The sequence below is a fragment of the Empedobacter sp. UBA2044 genome (assembly GCF_002333005.1).
Taxonomy (GTDB): Bacteria; Bacteroidota; Bacteroidia; order Flavobacteriales; family Weeksellaceae; genus Empedobacter; species Empedobacter falsenii_B.
The window spans coordinates 24,866-51,097 of the sequence record NZ_DDBA01000028.1 but is presented as its reverse complement, the minus strand read 5'-3'; the positions used below and the strand labels follow the sequence as shown (position 1 = coordinate 51,097).

Below are 26,232 nucleotides of genomic sequence, written 5' to 3'. Positions count from 1 at the left end.
TTCTTACTAATTTTACAAATCAAATGATATAGAAAATGGAATTTTTATTGCAAGCTCAAGGCTTAACAAGAAAATATAAAGATAAAGTTGCGCTTAATAATTTTAGTATCAATATTCCACAAGGTTCTATTTATGGACTTTTGGGACCAAATGGTGCTGGAAAAACGACTTTTATTCGTATTGTCAATCAAATTACAGCGCCAGATAGCGGGACAATTTTGTTGAATGGAGAACCTTTGACGAAAAAATCAATCGGTCAAGTTGGTTATATGCCAGAAGAACGTGGTTTGTACAAGAATATGAAGGTTGGAGAACAGGCACTGTATTTTGCAAAACTGAAAGGTCTTTCTTCTGCGGAAGCTAAAAAACGTACCGAATATTGGTTCGAGAAACTTGATATGATGTCTTGGTGGAACAAGAAATTGAGCGAGTTGTCGAAAGGAATGGGACAAAAAGTTCAGTTTGTGATTACAGTTATTCACAATCCTTCTTTGCTGATTTTTGATGAACCTTTTAGTGGTTTTGATCCTGTAAATGCACAAATTATTGCGAATGAAATTCTTGAATTAAGAGATAAAGGAACGACAATTATTTTTTCGACGCATCGTATGGAATCTGTAGAGGAAATGTGTGATCATGTTGCTTTGATTAATCAATCGAATAAAGTATTAGATGGAACAATTGAAGAAGTTAGAAATCAATTTAAGACAGGGAAATTTTCGATTCAATTGAATGAAATTCCCGCTGATTCTCTTCAAAATTTAGCGAATGAATTTGAGATTTCGGATGTACGAAACGTTAATCAACGAACTGAATTTAATTTGTTGTACAATAAAGAAACACCAACCAATGTGATTTTAGATAAATTGATGCAAGTGGGGCAAGTTCATCAATTCAAAGAAATTATTCCTTCGATGAATGATGTGTTTTTGGAAGCCGTCAAACAAAGTTCAATTCCTAATCTTTAAGCTAATTTTCAAATGAAAAATATATTTTTAGTTGCACAACGCGAGTTCTTTTCTCAAGTAAAAAACAAAGCGTTTATTGTTATGACTTTTCTTTCGCCTTTGTTGATTGTTGGAGCAGGAGCGGTGATTTTCTTTTTGAGTTCTGCAAATAATTCCGAAGTGAAAAACATTGCAATTGTAGATGAAAGTACAGAGTTTGTAACCTCGTTTAAATCGACTAAACAAATGATGTTCAGTATTTACACGCCTCAAGAATTGCAATCAATCAAAGATACACTGAAAGGAAGCGAATATTTGAATGCGATTCTTCATATTCCGAAAAATACAGATGGAAATTATGATAATATTGAGAAAAATACTGAATTAATCACAAATGGAAATCTTGGAATTACTGATCGTGAAAAACTTTCGAGAACGATTAGTGATAAAATAGTAAAAGAAAAACAGGCAAAATCTGGTATTGACAAAGCGGCTTTAGAAGCTTCTAAGGCACGTGTTAACCTGAATGTTTTTAACGTTACAGACGGAAAAGAAGATAAAGGAATGGAGTTGAAAATCGGATTATCGATGTTTTTAACTTACATTATTTTCATGTTTGTGATGATTTATGGTGTAAAAGTAATGCGTTCTGTGGTTGAAGAAAAAAATAATCGTGTTGTCGAAATTATCATTTCTTCTGTAAAACCTTTCGAATTAATGATGGGTAAAATCTTAGGAACGACAATGGTTGCAGTCACGCAATTTGCAATATGGATTGGAATGACAATGGGGTTATTGATTTTATTTCCAACAATTGCTGCTTCAAGAATGGATATGTCGCAACAAATGATGAATCAAGCACAATTAGCCGAGACTAATCCAGATATGATGCAAAAAGTAACAGAAATTAGCGAAGTATTGTTAACGTTTAATTATCCGTTAATCATTTTTGCTTTTATTTCTTATTTTATCTTAGGATATTTGTTCTACAGCTCTGTTTTCGCGGCAATTGGTTCTGCGGTTGACAATGATACAGATACGCAACAATTTACATATTTTCCTTTAGTTCCGATGATGATTGGACTTTACGGAAGTATGACAACTTTCGAAAATCCTGATGGTCCAGTTGCTTTTTGGTTATCAATGATTCCATTGACTTCTCCCATCTCAATGATTACTCGAATTCCGTTCGATGTTCCGATTTGGCAATTAGCTTTATCCTTATTTTTGCTGTTAATCAGTACAATATTTATGGTTTATATTGCTGGAAAAATCTATAGAATTGGGATTTTAATTTATGGTAAAAAACCAACTGTGAAAGAAATGATTAAATGGGTTTCTTATAAAAACTAATTTTACACAACTTATAAAACCAAAAAAAAGCTTGATTAATCAAGCTCTTTTTTTAATCGTCTATCGTATCTTTTTTGATGATTTTCGTATTATTTGGTACTTTTCCGTATAAAAAGTCGAGGTATATTTTACTGTAAGAATTAAATAATTGGAGTAATTTGAAATAATTTACATCATTCAATTCTATTTTAGATTCTGTATTCGTTAATGCATTATCAATGAAATCTCTGATTTTGAATTTCGGAATTTTTAAATCATTTGTAAAATAATCTTCACCAAAATAATTCTTAATTTTTGTAATTTTATCGTATTTATCTTCATAATCAAGCAATGCTTTTCGTTGTTTTGCTTTACCAGAAAAAACATCATAAATACGCCCAATGTCCAATCTCGTCAACGTAATATCTCCACTTAAAAATCCAGCTTTCAACGAAGATGTATCTTTTATAGGTTTGATATCAGGATTAACACCAAGACTTTTATAAAGTTTTGTTACAACATCAGCTTTTTTTCCATTTTTGACATCTTTTTCAAGAATTCCTGTCAATTTTTGACCAATATATGCGGTATTCAATTGAATTGTCTGCACAGCTAAATGCACTACAATTGTTTGTTTATTGAATAAATTTGGTCTTAATATAATTAGTCGATTTTCGTACCAATCAGATTGTATTTTTAACGTGTCATTTACTTTTGCTTGAATAAGAAAAGTTCCTGTAAAATTAGAAATTGTTGTATGATTTGTCCTCAGATTTGTAACGTAAACTCCTTCTGCTGTATCGTCAGAATCGTCAATGATAATGTTTCCTTGAACCCATTTTTCTTGTGCAAAAATAAAATTCGACAACAGCAATATTAGAATGGTAAATAGTGATTTCAATTGTTCGTGATTATACGTTTAATTATTTGTACGAAGATAAGTCTTAATAAATTAGCATCAATTTTGTTAACGTTTATTGGCTAAATTTTAAAAATCTATTAAGAATTATTGATTTTTGTTTTGATTTAATTCATTCAAATAATCTTTCGCATAAGATTCTAAATCAATCATTATCGTACCAAATTGTCTGCTCAAAACTTTTTCTTGAAGCGGATAACGCGCATTAACATAATATAAAAATTCTTCTATTTTATATTCAGGAATTTGTAATTGATTTGTATAAAAATCTGTAGGATAATAATGTTTAACTTCTTGAACGAGAGAAAGTTTTGTTTCGTAATTACGTACACGACGTTGCTCACGATAAAATCCATTCATATGACCAATTAATCGAACAGGATTTAAAACATCCATTGGTTTGAACTTCGCAATATCTCTTTTAGGTTCCAAATCTCGTAAACGTTGATCAAGACCCATTTTATCGTACAAATCTGTTTTATTATCCTTGTGATATTTAGGTTGTAAAGGACCTTTACCAATTGTAGCACCGCTTAATTCAATCGTTTCAATATCCAAATGTGCTTGTAAAAAACCTTTGTTGTAAATGTTTTGATTGACTACAATTTTTCTTGGAATCAAAAAATCTGCTTCAAACAAAATCGTGTCACCAACATTTGCTTGAATAGAATAATAGCCTGAAGGACTTGTATATGTCTTACTTTCTGACGTCAGATTTTCTATACGAGCACCAGAAACTGAGGAAATATAATCGTTTCCCTCGTCTACAACCACAGAACCAGTAATCAACTTATTTTGCGCAAAGCTGATGAATGGAAAGATAAATAGCGTGTATGTTAACCAATATCGCATGTAAGATTTAACCTTTTATTTTTTGTTTCATTTTCGACCAACGATAATTTCGGATAAATTTCTCTTGATCTCGATTTACCATTTTTTTTGTACCATTAATTTTAGCTTCAAAAAAACCTTTCAAATAATACAAAATATATGTTGGTTTCTTTTTACGTAAAGCCAATTTTGTGCCAGCAATTAATGTAATCCAAAATCCATAACCTAGTGAATAATAAGCTGCACCTTGTTTGTAAAGCGCCGATTTATTGTAACTCGCACCAGTTGGTTTTAGATGTTTGATGTGTAAAGATTCGTCTGTAACAACTTTCCAACCATAATATTTGCACAACAATTCGTCCACTGTATCCCAACCCATATGGGCTCTCAATCCTCCAATTTTTTCGTAACAATTTTTTCGATAAGCTTTAAATGCACCACGAATATGGTCTTTATCTGTCAGATTTTCAAGTATCCATTTTCCGTCTTTGTCAATATAAGCAAAACCACCAACCATTGCAATATCATCATCTTGATTAAAATGAGTTAAAATAGTCTCAAAATAATTGAACGGAATATCTAAATCAGCATCCAATTTAACAATAATATCATAATTAGGATCAATGATTTCATATCCTTTTAAGAAAGCTTGTATCACTTTGCTTCCTGGTTGATGTTCACCTTTTGATAAGATATTCCTTAATTTGATAAACGGATATTTAGCTGTAAATTCTTCTACAATTTGTTGCGTTTTATCGGTTGAATGATCGTTTACAACAATCACTTCATGCGGCAAAACAGTTTGATTAACGAGAGAATTTAGCGTAATCGCAATAAAATCTTCTTCGTTATGTGCAGGTATAACAATAGAGTATTTAGTAAGAAAAGTCTTTTTTTCGTTCTGCGTAGACAGCATAATATCTTGGTGTAATTCTTCTTAATAAGGGTCTTATTCCCAGTTTGTTTGATGGATGCGTCCATTTGTGACGATGTATCACATTCCATCCAGCTTTTTCCATTAACATGTCAAATTGCCAATCTTCAAATTCGTGATAATGTACATCTCGCACATCATTTTGATTACGATAAGCAGGCGAAAACCACAAACGCATCGGAATTGAAGCTAATAATTTATCTCCAGGCAAATTTCGTAGCACTTCCATTGGATTCACCAAATGTTCTAAAATTTCTAAAGCTGTTACAAAGTTAGCATCATAATTTTGCAAATCCTTATAATAATAGTCCAAATCGTCGCCATTTGTATTTTTTACATCAAAACCATTTTCCAACATCACATCTGTAAAAGGATTTTTGATTCCTAAATCAAGAATTTTATCAATAGGTTGAGCAAATTGTTTCAGCAAAGCTAAGGTTTCATTGTATCTTTTTTGTGGATATACTTTGTACATTGTGTTAGTTGTTTTTCGGATGATAAATTTAATCATCTATTTTAATATTGCTCGTTTCTATTTTAAATTTTTTTATTGCAAATTTGCCAGATGAAAACGATTGGATATTATCGATTACGAAATAAAAATAAAGTAGAAGGTTTTGCGAAGGAGATAGATGGAGTAACCTATTTTAAAGGTTATAACGAGTTTTCTTGGCACGAAAATGCTTTACAATTTGATACCATAGATATTGGAATAGATATATTGGATAAACGAAATCGACGATTATTTACCAATGATATTGTGTTGTATAAAGTTTCTAAAAAACCATTCTTGCGTACAGGTTTTGTCGTTTACGAACCAAAATTGAAAGAATTTGGAATCGTAGACCAACAAAGTTTTCATTTTACACCTTTCTATGTTGAAGGTTTGTGTTTATTCGATCATGATAAACTAGAAGTAATTTCTCATTTATTTACGAAGAAAGAGGTTTCTAAGTAAGTTTAACGAGATTTTTCCATTAATTAAATTTGAAAGAAAGCAAAATTGACTGTACATTTGGATCGTGAAACTATGGGCAACTAAAATTTTAATTTTTTTTTATATAACGACTTCAACTCAATTTTGTCAGTTATATAAATTTCCAGTGTTTATTTCTCATTTTATTGAACATGATAAAGGAGGAGATTTTTTGGATGAAATGAAAACTTTTTTAGTTCATCATTATGGAGGACATGAGGTTGATGCGGATTGGGAAACTGACCAAAAATTACCTTTCATGAAAGTTGAGTTTGTTCATATCGACTTTTTTTTCTCTCCTATAAAACTCTTTGATGTTTTACACTTAGATAAAGAAATTTCTACCACTTCAATCAAAATATTTGATGAAGATTTTTACATACTTATTATTTAGATTCTATCTGGCAACCGCCAAAACAAGCGTGATTTTTTTTAGATTTATGATAGATTGATTCTTTCAATTTATCCAATTTCAGCTATTTACAACTTGTATTTAGCACATTTTTAATCTATACAATTTTACGATGTTAAATAAAATTATTGATTTTTCAATCAAGAATAAATTTATCGTGGGTTTGTTTACGTTGGCTTTGTTGATATTTGGTATTTACGATGCGACAAAATTACCCATTGATGCACAACCTGATATTACATCTAATCAGGTTCAAATTATCACTGTAGCGCCTTCTTTTAGTGCAGAAGATATTGAGCGTTTAGTGACTTTTCCTATCGAACAAGCTAATTCTAATATTGGCGGGATTACCGAAATTCGTAGTTTTTCTCGTTTTGGATTATCATTGGTAACCATTGTTTTTGATGACAATACAGATGTTTATTGGGCGCGACAACAAGTAAGTGAACGGTTGATTCAGGTTCAAAATGAGATTCCAGAAGGTATTGGTGAACCACAACTTGGTCCAATTTCGACAGGGTTAGGGGAAATCTATCAATATGTTGTTCGTCCTGCCGAAGGTTACGAAGATCAATATGATGAAACTGAATTAAGAACAATTCAAGACTGGATTGTTCGTCGTCAACTTTTGGGCGTTCCTGGAGTAGCGGATGTGAGTAGTTTCGGTGGAAAATTGAAACAATACGAAATAGCGATTGATCCGCAACGTTTACAATCTTTTAATCTGACAATTAATGATTTATTTGATGCACTGAGCGAGAATAATCAAAATACAGGTGGAGCTTATATCGAAAAAGGTCCTACTTCTTTATTTATCCGTTCTGAAGGTTTAATTGGTAAAATAGAAGATATCGAAAATATTTTGGTCAAACGCTCGCAAAGCGGAACACCTATTTTATTGAGAGATGTTGCAGATGTAAAAACTGGTTTTGCTACACGCTATGGTGCAATGACATATAACGATACAGGTGAAGTTTCTGGTGCAATTGTTATGATGTTGAAAGGAGCGAATAGTAACGAAGTGGTTAAGAATGTACAACAACGTATCGAAGAGATCAAAAAGACGTTACCTGATGGAGTTGTTATTGAACCTTTCTTAGACCGTAAAAAAATGGTTGACAATACTATTCATACGGTTGAAACGAATTTACTTGAAGGAGCCTTAATCGTTGTCTTTATTTTGGTACTTTTCTTAGGTAATTTACGTGCTGGTTTTATTGTAGCTTCTGTCATTCCTCTGGCCTTATTATTCGCGATTATTATGATGAATATTTTTGGTGTAGGTGGAAACTTGATGAGTTTAGGCGCATTAGATTTCGGATTGATTGTCGATGGTGCTGTGATTATTGTAGAAGCGGCGATGCATCAGTTAGCACACAACAAAAAATTTGGGTTGAAGAATAAATTAACGCAAACTGAAATGGATCAAACAGTTGGTTCTTCAGCTAAAAAAATGGTGAATTCGGCTGTTTTTGGTCAAATTATTATTCTAATCGTTTATTTACCAATTTTTACTTTACAAGGAATAGAAGGAAAGATGTTCAAACCAATGGCGCAAACAGTTGCTTTTGCTCTGATTGGTGCATTTATTCTTTCGTTGACTTATGTTCCGATGATGACTACTTTATTCTTAAGTAAAAAGAAGAAAGTCAAACCAAATTTATCGGATCGTGTAATGGCTAAAATTGAGATTTTCCATCAGAAATATTTAATCAAAGCCTTAAAAGTTCGTACTATTATTCTAGCTGTTGTACTTTCACTTTTCACTATTGCTGTTTTTGTGATGTCTCGTTTAGGTGGAGAATTTATTCCTGCCTTAGAAGAAGGAGATTTTGCTGTAGAAGCGCGTATTTTACCAGGAAGTAATATTACGACAACAATAGAATACACAAATAAGGCAGCTAAAATACTGAAAGATCGTTTCCCTGAAGTTGAAATGGTTGTCACGAAAATTGGGAGTGGAGAGATTCCTACCGAGCCAATGCCAATGGATGCAGGAGATATGATTATTGTTTTGAAACCTAAAAAAGAATGGACTTCTGCCACAACTTTTCCAGAATTATCGGATAAAATGAGTAAAGCTTTGGAAGATGTTCCAGGACTTTCAACGGGATTTCAATTTCCTGTTCAGATGCGTTTTAATGAATTAATGACAGGAGCACGACAAGATGTGGTGGTGAAAATATTTGGTGAAAATTTAGATAGTTTAGCCAATAATGCAGAGAAATTAGGAAAAATAATCAATACTGTAAAAGGAGCGCAAGATTTGTATATCGAACCAATTAATGGAATTCCACAAGTTGTGATTGAATTTGATCGTGCTTTATTAGCGCAATATGGATTGAGTATTGGAGAAGCAAATCGAATTATTAATATGGCTTTTGCAGGACAATCTACTGGAATGGTTTTCGAAGGTGAAAAACGTTTTGATATGGTGGTTCGTTTAGCAGAAGACAAACGCGAGAATATCGAAGATATTCGAAATTTATTGATTCCTACTGCTTCTGGAATTCAGATTCCATTGAATCAATTAGCAAAAGTAGATTATAAAAATACGCCAAATCAAATTCAGCGCGAAGATGCAAAACGTAGAATTGTTGTTGGATTTAACGTAAAAGGACGCGACATAGAAAGTGTTGTACAAGAATTACAACAAAAAGTTGATGCTCAAATAAAACTTCCTACAGGTTATTATACAACCTATGGTGGAGCTTTCGAAAATTTGAATCATGCTAAAGCTCGTTTAGGTATCGCTGTTCCAGTCGCCTTGGTTTTGATTTTTGTCTTGTTATTTTTTGCATTCAAATCAATCAAAGAAAGTTTATTAATTTATACAGCCATTCCGCTTTCTTCAATCGGTGGAATACTATTCTTAGCTGCGCGAGATATGCCTTTTAGTATTAGTGCTGGAGTTGGATTTATCGCACTTTTTGGAATTGCCGTTCTAAACGGAATTGTATTAATATCAGAATACAATCGTCTACGTGATAACGGAATTAAAAATACAACTCGAATTGTTATTATGGGAACACGAACTCGTCTTCGTCCCGTTCTAATGACAGCTGCCGTAGCCTCTTTAGGTTTCTTACCAATGGCTCTTAGTAATGGTTCGGGCGCAGAAGTTCAACGTCCATTAGCAACTGTTGTTATTGGAGGATTAATGGGCGCGACTTTCCTTACTTTATTTGTTTTACCAATTTTATATGTTATGTTCGAAAATATTCATTTTAAAAAGAAATCAACTCGTCATAAATCAATTCCTACAGCTATTTTATTAGTTCTAGCTTTGTTTGGAACAACTGCTAATGCGCAAGAACGTATGAGTTTTGATGAAGTTGTCAAGTTAGCTGACGCGAATAACCTCGAAATTAAACAAGCAGAATTGACTACTGTTTATCACGAGAAAAATGTGTTTGCCAATCGTTCGCTTTCACCTTTAGATATAGCTGCGGAATTTGGACAAGTGAATTCGGGTGAATTTGATAACAAATTTACTATTTCGCAATCGTTTCAATTTCCTGTGGTTTTTAAACGTCAAAAAGCTTTGAACGAACAAATGATCAGTACTTCTAAAGCAAATGAACAATTGACGAAAGTTGAGATTAAACAACGATTAGCCAATTTGTATGTCAATATGCAAAATACAGAATATCAACAAGATTTATTGAAAGAAAATGAATTGATTTACCAAGAATTTTTGAAGAAAGCAAATTTACGTTTGAAGAAAGGTGAATCAAACCGAAGTGAGGTTTCAACGGCTATTATTCAGTTGAAATCGATTCAAAATCAATTGAGATTAGTTGAGAATGAATTAGAAAATGAATCAAGACAAATTCAATTTTTAACCAATTCATCATTCAAAATTTATCCAACAAAAGATGGTGTAAATTGGAATGAAATTGCAGGATTATCTGTTTCAGGTACACATCCAATGTTAAAATTAGCGGAAGAAAATATTCAGACTTCAACGCTGGAAACTGAAGTTGAGAAATCGAAAAAAGTTCCAGTTTTAACAGTTGGATATTCAAATCAAAGCTTTTCTGACTTAGACCAAAATCGATACAATTCTTTTCAAGTAGGAGTTGGCTTACCTTTGTTTAATAGAGGAATTAATTCGTCAATAGAAGCTTCAAAAGTTAAAACTGATCTTGCAAAACAAGCGTATACTTTACAACAATCGAAGTTGCAACAAGATTTTGATGTATTAAAAAATAAAGTAAATGCTTACGAAGAAATGGTAGGGGATTTTGAGCAATCTCAACTTCCTGCTGCGAATGATTTACAAAAAACAATTAATCGTCAATTACTAGAAGGAGAGATTAATTTTTTGGATTGGGTGATTCTGAATAATCAAATCATCGAAGTGAAAACAAAGTTTTTAGAAGCAAAGAATCTACGTAATCAGGCTTATGCCGCAATGACTTTTTATACTGCACAATAATATGAAAAAATATATCTTAATGCTTTGTACATCTCTTGTTGTGATGAGTTGTAACAAAGAAGAAACAAAACCTGAAGTAGAGCAAAAAGCAACTATTTCTACCTCAATTTTAAAGTTGACAGATGCTCAATTAAAGAATTTTGAAATTGATACTACCTCTTTACGTCATCAGAATTTACCTACAACTATTCGGTTGAATGCAAAGACGGCTGTAACCCCAGAGAATACTATTTCTATCACCAATGCTTTTGGTGGTTATGTGAAACGAATTGCTCTAATTCCAGGAAATTATGTGAATAAAGGACAAGTTTTGGTGGTTTTAGAAGATCCACAGTATATTCAAATGCAAGAAGATTATCTCACAACAAAAGCTTTGTTAGAGCAGGCTAGTGCAGATTATGTTCGTCAAAAGGATTTGAATGCAGAGCAAGCAGCAAGTGACAAAGTGATGCAACAAGCGAAAGCAACACGTCAATCGTTGATGGTAAAGAAAAGTTCCTTGGAACAGAAACTAAGATTAATGAATATCAATCCTTCCTCAGTTTCGTTGAGTAATATCCGACGTACCATCAATGTTTATGCACCGATTAGCGGAATGGTGAGTCAGGTTTTTGCGAATACAGGACAATATATTTCGCCAGCAGATGCGATGTTAGAAATTATTAATCCAGATCGTTCTTTGTTGAATGTAAAAGTATTTGAAAAGGATCTGAGTAACATTCAGATTGGTCAATTTTTGAAAGCTTATACCAATGCAAAACCAGATCAAAAGTTAGATGCGCAAATCACCTCAATTTCAAATCAAGTGAATGAAGATGGAACGGTTGATGTTTTTGCACGAATTACGAATGCGAATGGTACGCGATTAACAGCGAATATGTATTTCAATATCGAATTGCAAGTGAATTCGCTTGACGCGAATGTTTTACCAGAAGAAGCTGTAATTCAGTTTGAAGGAAAAGACTATGTGTTCGAAAGACAAACTAAAAATCAGTTTCGATTAGTTCTTGTAGAAATAGGAGGTTCTGCGAATAAAATGATTGAAATAAAATCTCCTCAAAATTCAGGAAAAGTCTATGTTTCGAAAGGAGCATATAATCTTTTGACTGCGATGAAAAATAGTGGAGAAGGAGATTAGACTTCGAATTATTGAATATAAAAAACGAGCAATTTATTGCTCGTTTTTTATTGAATTTTGTTCTTTTTAAATTAAAATCCAATTAGAAAATTTGCTATATTCATCTCATCTTGATCAATTTCATTAATTTTGGAAAAATGGAAAGTATATGCAAATTTTAGTAATCGAAGATGATAAGCGAATTAGCGATTTTTTAATCAAAGGATTAGAAGAAAATGGACATTTGGTTACGCTTTGTAAAGATGCGGAAACTGTTTTAGATGAATTTCTTACGATTCAGTTTGATTTGATTATTTGTGACATTATGTTACCAAAAATGGATGGAATTCAGCTTGTACAGACACTTCGTTACAAAAAAATATTCACTCCAATTTTGATGTTAAGTGCATTAAATACAGTTCAAGATAAAGTTTCGGCTTTGGACTATGGTGCAGATGATTACATTACAAAACCATTTCATTTCGACGAATTATTATCGCGAATCAAAGCTTTAACGCGTCGTAATCAGTTTCGTTCACAAGAAATTCCTGAAAATAAATTGATTTTTGATGACTTAGAAATCGATTTGGATCAATACAAAGTTTTTGTCAATCAAGAAGAAACAGAGCTTTCTCCTCGTGAATTTAAGTTGTTGAATTATTTAATCGAAAATATAGATAAAACCGTTACTCGTATCCAAATTTTAAATGCTGTTTGGGGAATAACATTCGATAATCACACCAATGTTGTGGATGTTTACATTTCGTATTTGCGTAATAAAATAGAGAAAAATGGTATGAAATATATTCATACAGTAAAAGGCGTTGGTTATATGTTTAAAGCTTAAATTATGAAGTTAAAACATCGATTAGCGCTTTATTCAGTCATTATTTTTAGTATCATTATTTTGATTGTTTCTACAATTATTTATTTTTCTTTTTATACCGAAATGGAGAAAAAAGAGATCAAATCATTGCAGAATAAGACACTTTTGGCTTCTATTTATTATTTAGAAAAGGACGAATTACCTGTTTTAGAACATAATAATATCAAAAATCAATTAGAGAAGACGATTTCCCGAAAAAATATTTTAATTGTTGATCATAACAACAAAAAATACAATGGAAATATGTCGTCTAATAAAGATATTTCAACCAATTTTATAGTAAATATTCGTGCCAATAAATCAGATTTTTTTACAAGTAAAGATTTCTTTTATAACGGAATTTTTTATCGTGATAATGAAGGTGATTTTGTTGTAATCACGCGTGAATCTAAACAAGAATTTAACGAACAAATGCAATCGTTACTTCAAATTTTGATTTCGGTTTCATTGGTTGGGTTGATTTTTATTTATCTATTTTCTAATTTTTTAGGAGTAATTGCTTATGAACCGATTACAAAAATTATTGAGCAAATAAAAGAGCGTGATGCAAAGAATTTTACTGAACCTTTAAAGCTCAATAAATCGTATGCGGAGATTGAAGATTTAATCAAAACCTACAATCATTTTATTGATCGAATAGCGCAAACTTTTAATGTACAAAAGAATTTTATCGATTATGTTTCGCACGAATTACGAACTCCAATTACAGCATTATTAGGGACTTTAGAGGTAACTAATCATAAAAAAAGAACGCTCGAAGAATATGAAAACGTGATTGTGCAATTGAAACAATATACGAATGATTTGCAAGAAACGTTAGATCAAATGATGTTGCTTTCGGGTGCAAAAACGAGTTTTGAATTTAGTCAAATTCGAATTGATGAGGTAGTTTGGCAAGTGATTGAAAATGCTATTTTGTATCATCAAGCACGTATAAATGTGGATTTACAAGTCGAAAATAATCAATTGTTAACCATTCAAGGAAACGAAAAATTATTAGAAGTAGCTTTGAATAATTTAGTAAGTAACGCGATAAAATATTCGAACAATCAACCGATTTTAGTACAGTTTTTGGAAATCAATCATCGTTTACAAATTCATATTTCCGATTTGGGAATTGGTATTTTAGAAACCGATATCAAACAAATTAAACAAAACTTTTTTCGAGGAAAAAACACGCAAGATTTTCAAGGAAAAGGTATTGGACTTTCGATGGCGAATATTATTTTTACACTTCATCAAATTGATATCGAAATTGTTCCAAATAAACCTAAAGGAACGATTGTTAAACTCATTTTCTAATCTACTTTTAATCTAACTTAAAACTCGCCTTAATCTTACACTTTTACTTTTGAATTTTCAAAAAGAGTAGAAGTGAAGAAGATCTATTATACTGCAATTCCAATTATTTTTGCGATGCAAACACAGGCGCAAAACGTAACGTTGGACAATCTAGAAGCCGCGTTTTTACAAAAAAATTATGCACTCATTGCGAATAAATTCAATGTTGACAGAATTGATGCTGAAATTATTCAGGAGAAATTATGGCAAAATCCAACGTTGAGTATTTCTGAGGTTAATCTTTGGAAAACTTATAATGTAGAAGAACAGCCTTATTTATTCGGTAAATACGGGAAAAATCAACAAATTTCTGTCGAATTAGAGCAATTAATTGAAACGGCAGGTAAACGAAAAAAGCGTGTTGCGATTAAAGAATTAGAAAAGAATTCGGCACTTTTTGAGTATGAGGAATTGTTGCGTGAGCTGAAAAAAGAATTGAGACAAACATATTTTTCGTTGGCGCGTATTCAATCTGAAAAGAAAGAATTGCAAAATAGTATTGATTTATTTGAACAGATGATGACGCAATATCAGCGACAAGCAGATTTAAAAAATGTTCCGAAAGCAGATTTTTACAGACTTCAAACAGAATTAATCGGTTTACAAAAAGATCAAATTGAGCTAGAAAATCAAGAAATTGAATACATTAATAAACTTCGATTGTTAACGCAAAACTCAGATTTAAATGTAAATGAAATCGATTTTTCAAGATTCAATTCTCATTCCAAATCAATCCCATTCAATGCTAAACAATTAGCAAAAGAGCAAAATATAGCGTTAAAAAAACAAGAAAATGAAATCAATTTAGCTGAAAAACAATTGATTTTAGAAAAAGCGCAACGTACACCAGATTTGGCTTTTCAGGTAAATTATGATCGTGGTGGAAATATTATGCGCGATTTTGTAGGTGTAGGTGTAAGCATTGATTTACCGATTTTCAATACGAATAAAGGAAACATCAAAGCTTCAGAAATTGTACTGAATCAACAACAAATTACGAAAAATGCGCTACATTCTGAGTTAGATATTTCGATCGATCGACTTCAAAATCAAATTAGTCAATTGGATAAAGCTCTTATTCAGTGGAAAAAATTGAACAATCAAGAGCAACTAACCATGATTGACAATTACAAAAAACATCTCCAAAATAAACAAATCACTTTATTAGAATTTATTGATTTTACGCAGGCTTATCGCGAATCTCAAAAAGCTTATTTGGATTTATTGGAAAATTATCAAAACACATTCGAAGAACTAAATTATATCGTTGGACAAGATTTATAAAATGATGAAAAAAAGTTTTTATTTTTTAGCTGCTTTTACTTTGGTTTTAAGTAGTTGTAACAAGCAAGAAGCCCCGAAAGAAGCGGTAAAAGAAGACAAATTTTGTTTGAACGAACAATTGAAAAAGTCAACTGAAATTGTAGCTGTTTTAGAGCAGCCGATTCACGAACAATTAACCTTGTCAGGAAAAATTGAATACAACGAAAATGACTTGGTTGGTTTTAAAAGTTTGCTGCAAGGAGTGGTAGATAAAGTGAATTTTGAATTAGGTGATTATGTGCGTCAAGGTCAAGTTTTGGCAGTTGTAAAATCGAACGAAGTGTTGGATTTGGTACAGCAAAAGCGTTATCATCAAAATCAAATGGATTTGATTCGAAAACAAATCAAGTCGAAAAAAGAATTGTTGAATGATGGAATGGCTTCTCAACCCGAAGTTACAGAGGCAGAACACGAATTACAATCAACGCAAATTGAAATTGATAAAATCAATGCAACCTTGAGAATGTATCGTGCGGTTGGCAATGGTCAATTCCAGATTTTATCACCTAAAAATGGTTATATCGTTCAGAAAAACATGAGCGTTGGTCAATCTATTATTTCAGATTCAGAAGATAATTTATTTTCTATTTCTAATTTGAAACAAGTTTGGGTAATGGTAAATATTTACGCCAATAATCTGCAATATGTAAAAAAAGGAGATGCTGTAAAAGTGAAATCTATGGCGTATCCTGATCGAATTTATGTTGGAAAAATTGATAAAATATACAATGTGTTTGATGAAAATGAACACGTTTTGAAAGCGCGTGTTGTGTTAGAAAATCAAGATTTGAACTTGATGCCAGGTTTGAGTGCAGATATTATTATCGATAAACAAAATATTGTAGGAAATGCATTTGCGATACCAAACAAAGCCAAAGTTTTTGAGAACAACAAGGAATATGTGGTGGTATATAAAAATGATTGTACAATGGATATTCGAAAAATTACGACGATTGGTCAGAATGAAGAATTCACATTTGTTAGCGAAAAGTTTGCTCCAAATGAGAAAGTTATTTCTCGAAACGCTCTAATGATATTTGAGGAATTAAATAAATAATAAATGAAAAAGTTAGTACAATCAGTCGTAACTTTTTCGTTACGAAATACAACCTTTGTTTTATTTGCTGTATTTGCATTACTCTTTGCAGGTATATTTTCTTTAAAACATACACCAATAGAGGCATTTCCGGATGTAACAAATACTAGAGCTCGTATTATAACACAATGGCCAGGAAGAAGTGCTGAGGAAATGGAAAAATTGGTGACTCTACCAGTTTCAAAAGTAATGAATAGTATTCCGCATAAATCTAATATTCGTTCAATTTCTCTTTTCGGATTATCTGTTGTAACGGTTCAGTTTGAAGATGGAGTAGATGATTTTTATGCACAACAATATGTATCGAATAAATTGAGTGGAGTTGATTTACCAGAAGGAGCTGATGCAGATATTGAACCGCCTTCTGGTGCTACAGGAGAGATTTTTCGTTATGTGATCAAAAGTGATTTACCGATCAAGGAAGTTACCGCGATACAAGATTGGGTAATAGAACGTGAATTGCTTTCTGTATCAGGAGTTGCAGATGTTGTAAGTTTTGGTGGAGAAGAAAAAACGTATGAAATTAAAATTAATCCAACAGAATTAAAGAATTATAATTTATCGCCTTTAGATGTTTATGAAGCAGTTTCTAAATCAAATATAAATGTTGGTGGAGATGTGATTCAGCAAGGAGATCAAGCTTATGTAGTTCGTGGTGTTGGTTTACTAGATAAGATAGAGGATATCGGAAATATTACTGTCGCTCTAAATGGTTCTACACCAATTTTGATCAAAAATGTGGCAGATGTTGTCATTTCGAATAAACCACGTTTGGGGCAAGTTGGTTACAATAAGCATGATGATATGGTAGAAGGAATTGTTGTGATGTTGCGTGGTGAAAATCCATCCGAAGTCATTGAAAATCTGAAAGCGAAGATTGAAGAATTGAATACAAGAACTTTACCAGATAATGTGAAAATTGAAACAGTTGTAGATCGTACCAAATTGGTGGATAATACAGTACATACGGTTTCTAAAAATATTATTGAAGGTATTTTATTGGTATCATTAATTGTTTTTGTTTTTTTATATAATTGGAAATCAACATTTATTGTAGCTTCGGTTATTCCGCTTTCATTTTTGTTCGCAATTATCATGTTGAAAATACAAGGATTACCAGCGAATTTAATTTCAATGGGGTCACTGGATTTTGGATTGTTGTTAGAAGGAACTTTGGTAATTGTAGAAACAGTTTTTGTTGCTTTAGCTACAATGCAACATAAAGTAGGAGCAGAACGTTTCGCAAAAATGAGTAAAATGGGTGTTATAAAGAAAAGTGCAGGAAGTGTAGCTTCTTATATTTTCTTTGCCTTACTTATTCTTATTGTTGCTTTATTACCGATATTTTCATTCCAAAAAGTGGAAGGTAAAATGTTCTCTCCTTTAGCATTTACATTAGGATACGCATTATTAGGATCTTTAATATTAAGTCTAACTTATGTTCCTGCAATGTGTAAGTTGCTTTTTAAGAAAAATATGGAGGAGAAAGAGAACTTTATTACTCGATTTTTTCAGAAAACTATTTTTGGATTATATGAAACTGCATTTCGTTATAAAAAGGCAACAATAGGAATCTTTTTAGGAATTTTAGCTCTTTGTTTGTTTAAGTTCTCGCATTATGGATCAGAATTTCTTCCAAAACTGAATGAAGGAGCAATTTACATTCGTGCAACTTTACCAAATAGTGTCAATTTACAAGAATCAACTCGATTAACAAAAGAGATGAAAGAGTTGATGCAGAAAGATTGTGATGAAATTGATTTTATTTTAACACAAACAGGTCGTCCAAATGATGGAACAGATCCAACAGGATTCTTTAATATTGAGTTTAATGTTCAATTAAAAGATGAAAAAGATTGGAAGCGCAAGATTTCAAAAGAAGAGATTATTCAAGAGATGCGAGATAAACTAAATCATTATCCAGGAATTGTATTTGGATTTTCGCAACCCATTCAAGATAATGTCGAAGAATATGTAGCTGGTGTAAAAAGTTCATTAGTTATTAAGATTTTTGGTGATGATTTGTATGATTTAGAAAAATATGCAAACAAGGTCGCTACTTCTATCGAAAAAGTAAATGGAATAACGGATATCAATGTTTATAAAAATATTGGTTTACCTGAACTTAGAATAGAATTGAGTGATTCAAAAATGGCGAAATATGGTATTAGTACAGCGGATGTTCAGGCAGTAATTGAAATGACAATTGGTGGACAAGCAGCTACTAAGTTTTATGAAAATGATCGACAGTTTGATGTTATTCTTCGTTTTCAGGAAGCTTATAGAGATACTCCTGAGAAAATTGGAAATATTTTGATTCCAACAAGTAATGGGAACAATGTTCCTTTGCAGGAAATAGCTACAATTGGTTATCAAACAGGACCTGCTTTTATTTATCGAGAAGGAAATAGTCGATATATCGGTGTAGGATTCAGTATAGAAGGTCGTGATTTAGGAAGTACAATCGATGAAGCGAAGAAAGTAGTGGCGAAAGAAGTTAAATTACCGAAAGAAAATTACATGGAATGGGCTGGTGAATTCGAAAGTAAAGAGCGTGCAGCAAAACAATTAGCAATGGTCGTTCCGATTTCGTTAGTTTTGATTTTATTATTATTGTATACCAATTTCGGAAATGTAAAAGACACAGCGATAGCTGCATTAACACTGCCTTTTGCTTTTATTGGAGGATTTATTTCGCTTTGGGTAACAGGAACCATTTTTGGTATATCTGCGGGAATAGGTTTTATTATTCTTTTTGGAGTAGCAACGATTGATGGAATTGTTCTAATTGGTGTTATTCGAGATAATTTAAAGCATAAAATGCAATTAAAAGAAGCAATAGTCAATGGTGTTAAAAGTAGAATACGCCCTGTTGTGATGATTGCGCTTATGGGATCGATGGGATTATTACCAGCAGCACTTTCTACCGGAATGGGATCAGAAATTCAAAAGCCTTTGGCAATTATGATTGTAGGAGGATTAATTATTTGTTTAATCTTATCCTTTACAATTCTTCCAGTTGTATTTTATTATGCATATAGAAAAGAATATCAACAGAAATTCCTGAAATAATTTGTGTAGTTGTTTTATATAAAGGAGTTTTTATCAAAAGGTAAAAACTCCTTTTTTATTGATTATGAATGAGTAAATCTAGAATAATTAATTATAAAGTAGAAGACCACTTAGAACCAAACGTTACGTTACCTTCTTGAAGTACAATATCTGAATGTAAAAATTTTGCGGCATCTGCTGACTTTTTCACTTTAACGCTACTTCGTTCCATCATCTCTTTTTCATATTGTTGTAAAACTTCTTCACGTAAATTAATCTGTTTATTTTGAATATTATTATAAGCTGATGTTATTTTTTGTGCTAACAATAAAGCATCTAATAAAGCTTGATTTGCACCTTGTCCTTTAAAAGGACTCATAGGATGAGCTGCATCGCCAATTAAAGTGACAGAGCCAGCATTTTCTAGTAAATTTGACATTAATAAATCTCGATCATAAACGGGGTATCCAGTGATTTGTTTGGGTTCTGTAGCTGCAATAATTTCAGGAATAGGAGAGTGCCAATGCGTTCTTTTAGCAACTTCTATTTTTAAAGCCTCTGAACCTTTTTTACTCAAAGCTATCGCTTCATTTTCTAACATTGGAAAACTAAATTGCCACATAACCGAATCTTTGTCATAAGGCATCATATACATTCGTTCAGTTCCATTTGCTGTTTGAAATACCGTTGCTCCATCCAACAAATGATTTTCTAAATTAGTTAAAGCATCCAGTTTACAAATACCTAAAATAACAATACACCCCAAATAACGTAATGGAGTATTTTCCTCATTTATAATCAATCGACGAACTATACTTCGTATGCCATCAGCACCAACAAGTAAATCAGCTTTAAAGTGTTTTTGAATTCCATCAACATCAAACGTTAATTCTATTTTATCATCAACATTAAAATCGACTAATTGATGATTCCATAAAACTTGATTATTGCCACCTAATTGATTTAAAAAAGCTAAGCGTAAAGATTGTCTCGCAATGTGAATATTGGTATGTTTATTTTTGTTTTTAGCTTCAATCGCTTCTTTATCTTGCAATTTTCTTATTCCCCATTCGCCAATCACATTTCCTTCTATAGTATGTGCTAAATGCAATGTAGAAACGATTCCTTCCTCTAAAGTTTGGATTCCAAATTTTTTTAATTCTTTACTAGCTTGCTGTAACGTTAGTCCATAACCTTGGGAACGATCGTTGAAAGCTCGATCACGTTCAAAAAGTGTAAAAGGAATTTGACGATGTAAACACGCTAATGCTAATGCAATTCCACCAATTCCAGCTCCGACAATTGCAACATGAGGATATTTTTTTTCGTTGGGTGATGGATGTTCATTTGTAGTTGTCAAACCGGTTCCTGAGCAGACAGTACAGATCTGCATCGAACTTTTTGGTTTATTTGGAGTAATAAAATTTTCATTCTTTTTAGATTGAGCAACAGCTGATTCATAACGCGATAGTTTCCTTTTCGAAACTCCTTGACTTTTTTTTCCAAGTCCATTACAATTCTTGCAACTTATCCAATTTTCTCGAGTACTCAATTTAAAAATTTTTGCAAAAATAAGATTAAAGTAGCTATTTAGAAAAATCTAATCGTAAAAGATAGAATTAATACATGAATAATGAATTTTTCTGTAATAATAGTTTTCATTATTCAACTTCTTTATAGTGATGATTCTACAACCTTTTTCAGAGATTTTAGAATGGGTTTAATATATCCGGACTATCATTTATTATAAAAGTGGAATGTATATACAATCCGTTGGACTTATAATTTTGGTCAAAAATAAAATCAATTGAAAAAATTATTAAATCATATTGTTTTAGAACCAAAATTACATGTAAAGTGGCTTAATACACTTTCGTTTATGGAAAATGCAGGAGCACGAAAGATTTCGGCATGTGAGCACAAAACTTTTGTGAATCTTATCCAATTGAAACATGCAGCTGAGGAACATCGCCATGCTTATTATTTGAAAAAGCAAATTATAAAATTAATTCCAGATGCTTGTGTCAATTATGAGCCTATTTATCTTTTAGCACCAAAAGCAACAATGTATTATTTACATCAATTAGATATTCAGGTTTGTCGTTTGTTGAAGAAAGAATTTAATCTTGATGGGGAAGATTTAAAATACGCAGCTTATTTGTTTGTGACTTACGCTATAGAAGTGAGGGCAGATGAATTGTATCCAATATATCAAGATATTTTGACGGCGCATCAACAAAAAGTGATGGTAAAATCTATTATTGTTGAAGAAGAAGGTCATCTTGAAGAAATGATTTCACAATTAAAAGAATTTCATAGAGAATGGAAAATCTATGCAAATCAAGTGATACAACTAGAAGAAGTGTTATTTATGAATTGGATTTCTGCAATTGAAAATGAACTGAATAATGTCGAAATTTTTTAATTCATTGCGACTATCTCTATTTGAAAGAGAACAAAAAGGAATTAAAAGAACATTAAAAGTTCGTTCTTCTGGAATTGATTTTTATAGTAATGATTATTTAGGATTAGCTAAAAATGAAATCTTACATCAGCAGATTTTAAATGAGTTTATAGCGCAACCATCTTTACTTTATGGTTCTACTGGAGCACGTTTGATTAGTGGGAATTCTGATTATCTAAGTGAAACGGAAGAGATGATAGCAAATGAACATAAAGTGGAAGCTGCATTACTTTTTTCATCTGGATATAATGCCAATTTAGCACTTTTTTCTGCACTTTTAACTCGACATGATGTTGTTTTAGTTGATGAAAATATACATCGATCAGTACATGACGGGATTAAATTATCCAACGCAAAAAAAATAAAGTTTAAACATAACGATTTAGATCATTTAGAGAAACTATTGCAAAGAGTAAAAGAGCGTTGTTTTATCGCGGTAGAAAGTTTGTATTCGATGGATGGTGATTGTGCTCCATTAATTGAACTGGTTGAATTAGCCAATAAATACAATGCAGCATTAGTGGTAGATGAAGCTCATGCTTTTGGTGTTTTTGGTTACGGATTGGTTCATCAATTCGGTTTACAATGCAAAGTGTTTGCAACGGTTGTAACTTATGGAAAAGCGATGGGAATGAGCGGTGCCACGATTTTAGCTAATCAGTTAGTGATTGATTATCTCATTATTTATGCTTCACCTTTTATTTACACCACAGCTATTGCTGATTTTCATGTGACAGGTTTACGAAAAGGTTATCAGTTTATCAAAGAAAATAAATCGCTTCAAGAAAGTTTACAATATAATATCTCACATTTTAGAAATAGTGGCTTAACGAGTTCTTCAAATAAAAATAGTCCAATTCAAATTCTAAAGTTTGAGTCTAGGAGTCAATTAACCAAAATCCAAAATCAATTAGAAGAGGCAGGAATAAACACTTTTGCAGTATTTCCGCCTACAGTAGCAGAAGAGCGCTTAAGAATCTGTTTGCATGCTTTTAACACACAAGAAGAAATTAATCAATTAATAGAAAAGATAAAAGAAAATGTCTAAACAATTATTTGTTACAGGGATAGGAACAGAAGTTGGGAAAACGATGGTTTCAGCAATATTAACTGAAGTTTTACAAGCTGATTATTGGAAACCAATACAATCGGGAGATTTAGATTCATCAGATAGTTTGTTGGTAAAATCGTTAACTTCTCCAGAACTGAAAATTCATCAAGAACGTTATCGCTTGCAAAAAGCCGCTTCGCCTCATCAATCTGCAAAAGAAGAAGATATTGAGATTAATTTAAATGATTTTGAATTTCCCAAAACAACCAATTCTCTTATTGTTGAAGGAGCAGGAGGATTATTTGTTCCTATTAATGAAGAAGATTTTATGATTGATCTTATTCAGCAGTTTAATCTTCCAGTAGTTATGGTTACAACGAATTACTTGGGTTGTATTAATCATACATTATTAACGATTGAAATACTGAAATTAAGAAATATCGCTATCGAATATTTTGTGTTTAATGGAGAGTTTGATGAAGACACTTCTCGTGTTATAAAAAATCATTTGTCTCCGGATATTTCTATCATCATTATACCAAAACTCAATTCAATAAACTCAAGCGAAGTGAGAAATATAGCAGAAACAATTAAGTATCAATTTAATATTTAAAATACAATGAAAGTATCAAACGAAACACGCCATGATTGGACGAAAGAAGAAATCGAAAAAATCTATCATCAACCATTATTAGATTTAGTATATCACGCATCCAAAAAACATCGAGAATGGCACAATGCAAGAGAAGTACAAGTATGCACCTTGTTATCTGTAAAAACAGGTGGTTGTCCCGAAGATTGCTCATATTGCGGACAAGCAGCGCGTTATCATACCGATATTAAAGTAGAAGCTTTGTTACCAACTGCAACAGTATTAGCACATGCAAAGAAAGCAAAAGAAGCGGGCTCATCACGTTTTTGCATGGCAGCTGCTTGGCGAGAAGTACGAAATAATCGAGATGGTTAAAGGTGTAAATGAATTGGGATTAGAAGTATGTTGTACATTAGGAATGTTGACAGAAGAGCAGGCAATTCGTTTGCAAGAAGCAGGTTTACATGCTTATAATCATAATTTAGATACTTCCGAAGCTTATTACGATGAGATTATTTCTACTCGTAAATTTGATAATCGAATCAATACGATACAAAATGTGCGAAAGGCTGGGATTACAGTTTGTTCGGGTGGAATTATTGGCTTAGGAGAAACGCATCAAGATCGAATTTCTATGCTATTAACTTTGGCAACAATGTCAAAACATCCAGAATCTGTACCTGTAAATGCTTTAGCAAGAGTAAAAGGAACACCTTTAGAAAATAATCCGAAAGTAGATATTTGGGATATGGTTCGTATGATTGCTACAGCTCGTATTGTGATGCCTTCTTCGATTGTGCGTTTAAGTGCTGGTCGAATAGAAATGACAGAAGTTGAGCAAGCTTGGTGTTTTATGGCTGGAGCGAATTCGATTTTTACAGGAGAGCGTGAATCCTTACTGGTAACGCCTAATCCTGGGGTAACAGAGGATATGAAAATGTTTGAAAATTTAGGTTTAATACCAATGGTTAAACAAGAAACAACTCAGACATGTACACATTAAAAGAACGCGATCAGTTGGTGAATTGGCATCCTTATACGCAGATGAAAAAAGCCAATAATATTATTCCAATTGTAAGAGGAGAAGGAAGTTATATTTACGATGAAAATAACAAACAATATATTGACGCTGTTTCATCGTGGTGGGTAACGCTGCATGGACATGCGCATCCGTATATTGCACAAAAAATGCACGAACAGCTAACAACTTTGGAACATGTTATTTTTGCAGGATTTACGCATCGACCTGCAATTGAATTGTCTGAACGTTTGTTGGCTCTTTTACCTCAAAATCAAAAGAAAGCATTTTATAGCGACAATGGATCAACAGCGATTGAGGTAGCATTAAAAATGTGTTTACAATATCATTTCAATAAAAAAGAAGATAGACCTGTGATTTTAGCGTTCAAAAATGCCTATCATGGTGATACTTTTGGCGCGATGTCTGTAAGTGGAAGAGGAATTTGGACAGAACCTTTTAGTGAAAAGCTTTTTGATGTTATATTTATTGATACGCCGAATGCAGAAAATATAGAAGCGATTAAATCGCAAATAAAAGAAGTTGCAACTAAAGTAGCGTGTTTTATTTACGAACCTTTGGTTCAAGGAGCTTCGGGGATGTTGATGCATGAGGCTGAATATTTAGATCAATTGATGAGTTGCTGTAGAGCATATCATATTTTAATGATTCAAGATGAGATTTTTGTAGGATTTGGTCGTACAGGTAAATTATTTGCAGCAAATCATTTGACAGAAGTTCCAGATATTATGTGTTTTTCGAAAGGTTTAACAGGTGGTACTTTGCCTTTGGGCGTTACAACTTGTACAGATAGAATTTACCAAGCCTTTTATGCTGATGATTTGAATAAGACGTTATTTCACGGGCATTCTTTTACGGCAAGTCCATTAGCGTGTACCGCTGCGTTAGCAAGTCTTGATTTGTTATTACAGACTTCTATACAACAGCAAATAGCAAATATTGTACATCAACATCAACATTTTGTTGTGTCTATTCAAGATCATCCTAAAGTAAAAGTGATAAGACAATGCGGCACTATTTTGGCGTTGGAATGGAATACAAATGAAGAAACATCTTATTTTAGTGATATACACGAAAAGCTATATCCTTACTTTTTAGAGAAAGGTATATTATTGCGTCCTTTAGGGAATATTATTTATTTAGTTCCTCCTTATTGTATTTCGACTGATGATCTAAATTATATTTATGATACGATTCGTCAAGCTTTAATCGAATTGTTTTAATGTTAAGTTCTAAATGACGCTTATAAGATTAAAAAGATAAAAAAATCTCCCTTTTGGGAGATTTTAGTTTATATAATATTGTCAAATATTTGAAAATTATCATTTTATGATAAATGTTCTCTTATTTTTTTGATTAAAAAGCTTCCCTTAGTTTTGCAAAAAAAATAGTTTGTCTTTTCGATTTCGAGTCCATTTATCTAATAAATCCATTTATGTTATAGCGCTTATTGTAAGTGTTATTGCTGTTTTTGCTCTTG

At 32.1% G+C, this 26,232-nt stretch carries 20 protein-coding genes and 1 pseudogene; 16 read left to right on the top strand and 5 right to left on the bottom strand.

Features of this window, described 5'->3' with window-relative positions; genetic code table 11:
- Nucleotides 1–35 precede the first annotated feature (35 nt).
- On the top strand, nt 36–968 hold the full coding sequence (locus tag B4E59_RS04595) for an ABC transporter ATP-binding protein (protein WP_280035614.1): 933 nt from the start codon (nt 36–38) through the stop codon (nt 966–968).
- Between the two features lie 12 nt (nt 969–980).
- A complete protein-coding gene (locus tag B4E59_RS04590) occupies nt 981–2,300 on the top strand; it encodes an ABC transporter permease (RefSeq protein WP_291051714.1) in 1,320 nt (439 codons plus the stop codon).
- 52 nt (nt 2,301–2,352) lie between these two features.
- On the opposite strand, the gene B4E59_RS04585 is transcribed toward B4E59_RS04590, so the two are convergent.
- From B4E59_RS04585 to B4E59_RS04570, 4 genes are all read right to left on the bottom strand, one after another.
- The gene (locus tag B4E59_RS04585) at nt 2,353–3,147 is read right to left on the bottom strand and encodes a hypothetical protein (protein WP_291051711.1); all 795 of its coding nucleotides are present in this window, start codon (nt 3,145–3,147) and stop codon (nt 2,353–2,355) included.
- Nucleotides 3,148–3,285: 138 nt separating this feature from the next.
- Nucleotides 3,286–4,050, bottom strand: a complete 765-nt coding sequence (locus B4E59_RS04580) for a hypothetical protein (protein WP_286494881.1) — start codon at nt 4,048–4,050, stop codon at nt 3,286–3,288.
- A 7-nt stretch (nt 4,051–4,057) separates the two neighbouring features.
- The gene (locus B4E59_RS04575) at nt 4,058–4,945 is read right to left on the bottom strand and encodes a glycosyltransferase family 2 protein (RefSeq protein WP_291051707.1); all 888 of its coding nucleotides are present in this window, start codon (nt 4,943–4,945) and stop codon (nt 4,058–4,060) included.
- Entirely contained in the window at nt 4,905–5,438 is a 534-nt protein-coding gene (locus B4E59_RS04570; protein WP_291051813.1) for a class I SAM-dependent methyltransferase, read from the bottom strand. The genes B4E59_RS04575 and B4E59_RS04570 overlap by 41 nt, the downstream gene beginning before the upstream one ends.
- A gap of 90 nt (nt 5,439–5,528) precedes the next feature.
- On the opposite strand from B4E59_RS04570, the gene B4E59_RS04565 reads away from it, so the two are divergent.
- The 9 genes from B4E59_RS04565 to B4E59_RS04525 all read left to right on the top strand — a co-directional run bounded on the left by B4E59_RS04565 (nt 5,529) and on the right by B4E59_RS04525 (nt 19,627).
- Nucleotides 5,529–5,921, top strand: coding sequence for a hypothetical protein (locus tag B4E59_RS04565; RefSeq protein ID WP_125349490.1), 393 nt, complete (start codon nt 5,529–5,531; stop codon nt 5,919–5,921).
- Between the two features lie 145 nt (nt 5,922–6,066).
- A complete protein-coding gene (locus B4E59_RS04560) occupies nt 6,067–6,333 on the top strand; it encodes a hypothetical protein (protein WP_291051703.1) in 267 nt (88 codons plus the stop codon).
- A 130-nt stretch (nt 6,334–6,463) separates the two neighbouring features.
- On the top strand, nt 6,464–10,792 hold the full coding sequence (locus tag B4E59_RS04555; RefSeq protein WP_291051700.1) for a CusA/CzcA family heavy metal efflux RND transporter: 4,329 nt from the start codon (nt 6,464–6,466) through the stop codon (nt 10,790–10,792).
- 1 nt (nt 10,793) lies between these two features.
- Nucleotides 10,794–11,930, top strand: a complete 1,137-nt coding sequence (locus B4E59_RS04550; protein ID WP_219033929.1) for an efflux RND transporter periplasmic adaptor subunit — start codon at nt 10,794–10,796, stop codon at nt 11,928–11,930.
- Nucleotides 11,931–12,078: 148 nt separating this feature from the next.
- The gene (locus B4E59_RS04545) at nt 12,079–12,756 is read left to right on the top strand and encodes a response regulator transcription factor (protein ID WP_125349494.1); all 678 of its coding nucleotides are present in this window, start codon (nt 12,079–12,081) and stop codon (nt 12,754–12,756) included.
- 3 nt (nt 12,757–12,759) lie between these two features.
- Nucleotides 12,760–14,097, top strand: a complete 1,338-nt coding sequence (locus B4E59_RS04540; protein ID WP_291051696.1) for a sensor histidine kinase — start codon at nt 12,760–12,762, stop codon at nt 14,095–14,097.
- Nucleotides 14,098–14,169: 72 nt separating this feature from the next.
- Entirely contained in the window at nt 14,170–15,420 is a 1,251-nt protein-coding gene (locus tag B4E59_RS04535; RefSeq protein WP_291048386.1) for a TolC family protein, read from the top strand.
- Nucleotides 15,421–15,424: 4 nt separating this feature from the next.
- Nucleotides 15,425–16,516, top strand: a complete 1,092-nt coding sequence (locus B4E59_RS04530) for an efflux RND transporter periplasmic adaptor subunit (RefSeq protein ID WP_291048383.1) — start codon at nt 15,425–15,427, stop codon at nt 16,514–16,516.
- A 3-nt stretch (nt 16,517–16,519) separates the two neighbouring features.
- Nucleotides 16,520–19,627 (top strand): efflux RND transporter permease subunit, encoded by a 3,108-nt coding sequence (locus tag B4E59_RS04525; RefSeq protein WP_291051693.1) that lies wholly within the window; start codon nt 16,520–16,522, stop codon nt 19,625–19,627.
- Nucleotides 19,628–19,718: 91 nt separating this feature from the next.
- On the opposite strand, the gene B4E59_RS04520 is transcribed toward B4E59_RS04525, so the two are convergent.
- Entirely contained in the window at nt 19,719–21,167 is a 1,449-nt protein-coding gene (locus B4E59_RS04520) for an FAD-dependent oxidoreductase (protein WP_409410628.1), read from the bottom strand.
- 246 nt (nt 21,168–21,413) lie between these two features.
- Between B4E59_RS04520 and B4E59_RS04515 the strand changes: the two genes are divergently transcribed.
- The 5 genes and pseudogenes from B4E59_RS04515 (at nt 21,414) to bioA (ending at nt 25,975) form a co-directional block, all read left to right on the top strand.
- Entirely contained in the window at nt 21,414–22,031 is a 618-nt protein-coding gene (locus B4E59_RS04515) for a pimeloyl biosynthesis diiron oxygenase BioE (RefSeq protein ID WP_286494872.1), read from the top strand.
- The gene (locus B4E59_RS04510) at nt 22,015–23,118 is read left to right on the top strand and encodes an aminotransferase class I/II-fold pyridoxal phosphate-dependent enzyme (protein ID WP_291051690.1); all 1,104 of its coding nucleotides are present in this window, start codon (nt 22,015–22,017) and stop codon (nt 23,116–23,118) included. Before B4E59_RS04515 ends, B4E59_RS04510 begins: the two co-directional genes overlap by 17 nt.
- Complete coding sequence (bioD, locus tag B4E59_RS04505; RefSeq protein WP_286494869.1) at nt 23,111–23,734, top strand: dethiobiotin synthase; 624 nt, start codon at nt 23,111–23,113, stop codon at nt 23,732–23,734. Before B4E59_RS04510 ends, bioD begins: the two co-directional genes overlap by 8 nt.
- Nucleotides 23,735–23,740: 6 nt before the next feature.
- A pseudogene (bioB, locus tag B4E59_RS04500) lies at nt 23,741–24,716 on the top strand (biotin synthase BioB).
- Entirely contained in the window at nt 24,704–25,975 is a 1,272-nt protein-coding gene (bioA, locus tag B4E59_RS04495; protein WP_291048364.1) for an adenosylmethionine--8-amino-7-oxononanoate transaminase, read from the top strand. Before bioB ends, bioA begins: the two are co-directional and overlap by 13 nt.
- Nucleotides 25,976–26,232: the final 257 nt, after the last annotated feature.

Coding starts and splice junctions, on each gene's coding strand:
- B4E59_RS04550 (WP_219033929.1), top strand. CDS start 10,794: ATGAAAAAATATATCTTAATGCTTTGTACATCTCTTGTTGTGATGAGT.
- B4E59_RS04545 (WP_125349494.1), top strand. CDS start 12,079: ATGCAAATTTTAGTAATCGAAGATGATAAGCGAATTAGCGATTTTTTA.
- B4E59_RS04530 (WP_291048383.1), top strand. CDS start 15,425: ATGAAAAAAAGTTTTTATTTTTTAGCTGCTTTTACTTTGGTTTTAAGT.
- B4E59_RS04510 (WP_291051690.1), top strand. CDS start 22,015: ATGTCGAAATTTTTTAATTCATTGCGACTATCTCTATTTGAAAGAGAA.
- bioA (WP_291048364.1), top strand. CDS start 24,704: ATGTACACATTAAAAGAACGCGATCAGTTGGTGAATTGGCATCCTTAT.
- B4E59_RS04590 (WP_291051714.1), top strand. CDS start 981: ATGAAAAATATATTTTTAGTTGCACAACGCGAGTTCTTTTCTCAAGTA.
- B4E59_RS04565 (WP_125349490.1), top strand. CDS start 5,529: ATGAAAACGATTGGATATTATCGATTACGAAATAAAAATAAAGTAGAA.
- B4E59_RS04540 (WP_291051696.1), top strand. CDS start 12,760: ATGAAGTTAAAACATCGATTAGCGCTTTATTCAGTCATTATTTTTAGT.
- B4E59_RS04575 (WP_291051707.1), bottom strand. CDS start 4,945: ATGCTGTCTACGCAGAACGAAAAAAAGACTTTTCTTACTAAATACTCT.
- B4E59_RS04555 (WP_291051700.1), top strand. CDS start 6,464: ATGTTAAATAAAATTATTGATTTTTCAATCAAGAATAAATTTATCGTG.
- bioD (WP_286494869.1), top strand. CDS start 23,111: ATGTCTAAACAATTATTTGTTACAGGGATAGGAACAGAAGTTGGGAAA.
- B4E59_RS04595 (WP_280035614.1), top strand. CDS start 36: ATGGAATTTTTATTGCAAGCTCAAGGCTTAACAAGAAAATATAAAGAT.
- B4E59_RS04525 (WP_291051693.1), top strand. CDS start 16,520: ATGAAAAAGTTAGTACAATCAGTCGTAACTTTTTCGTTACGAAATACA.
- B4E59_RS04580 (WP_286494881.1), bottom strand. CDS start 4,050: ATGCGATATTGGTTAACATACACGCTATTTATCTTTCCATTCATCAGC.
- B4E59_RS04570 (WP_291051813.1), bottom strand. CDS start 5,438: ATGTACAAAGTATATCCACAAAAAAGATACAATGAAACCTTAGCTTTG.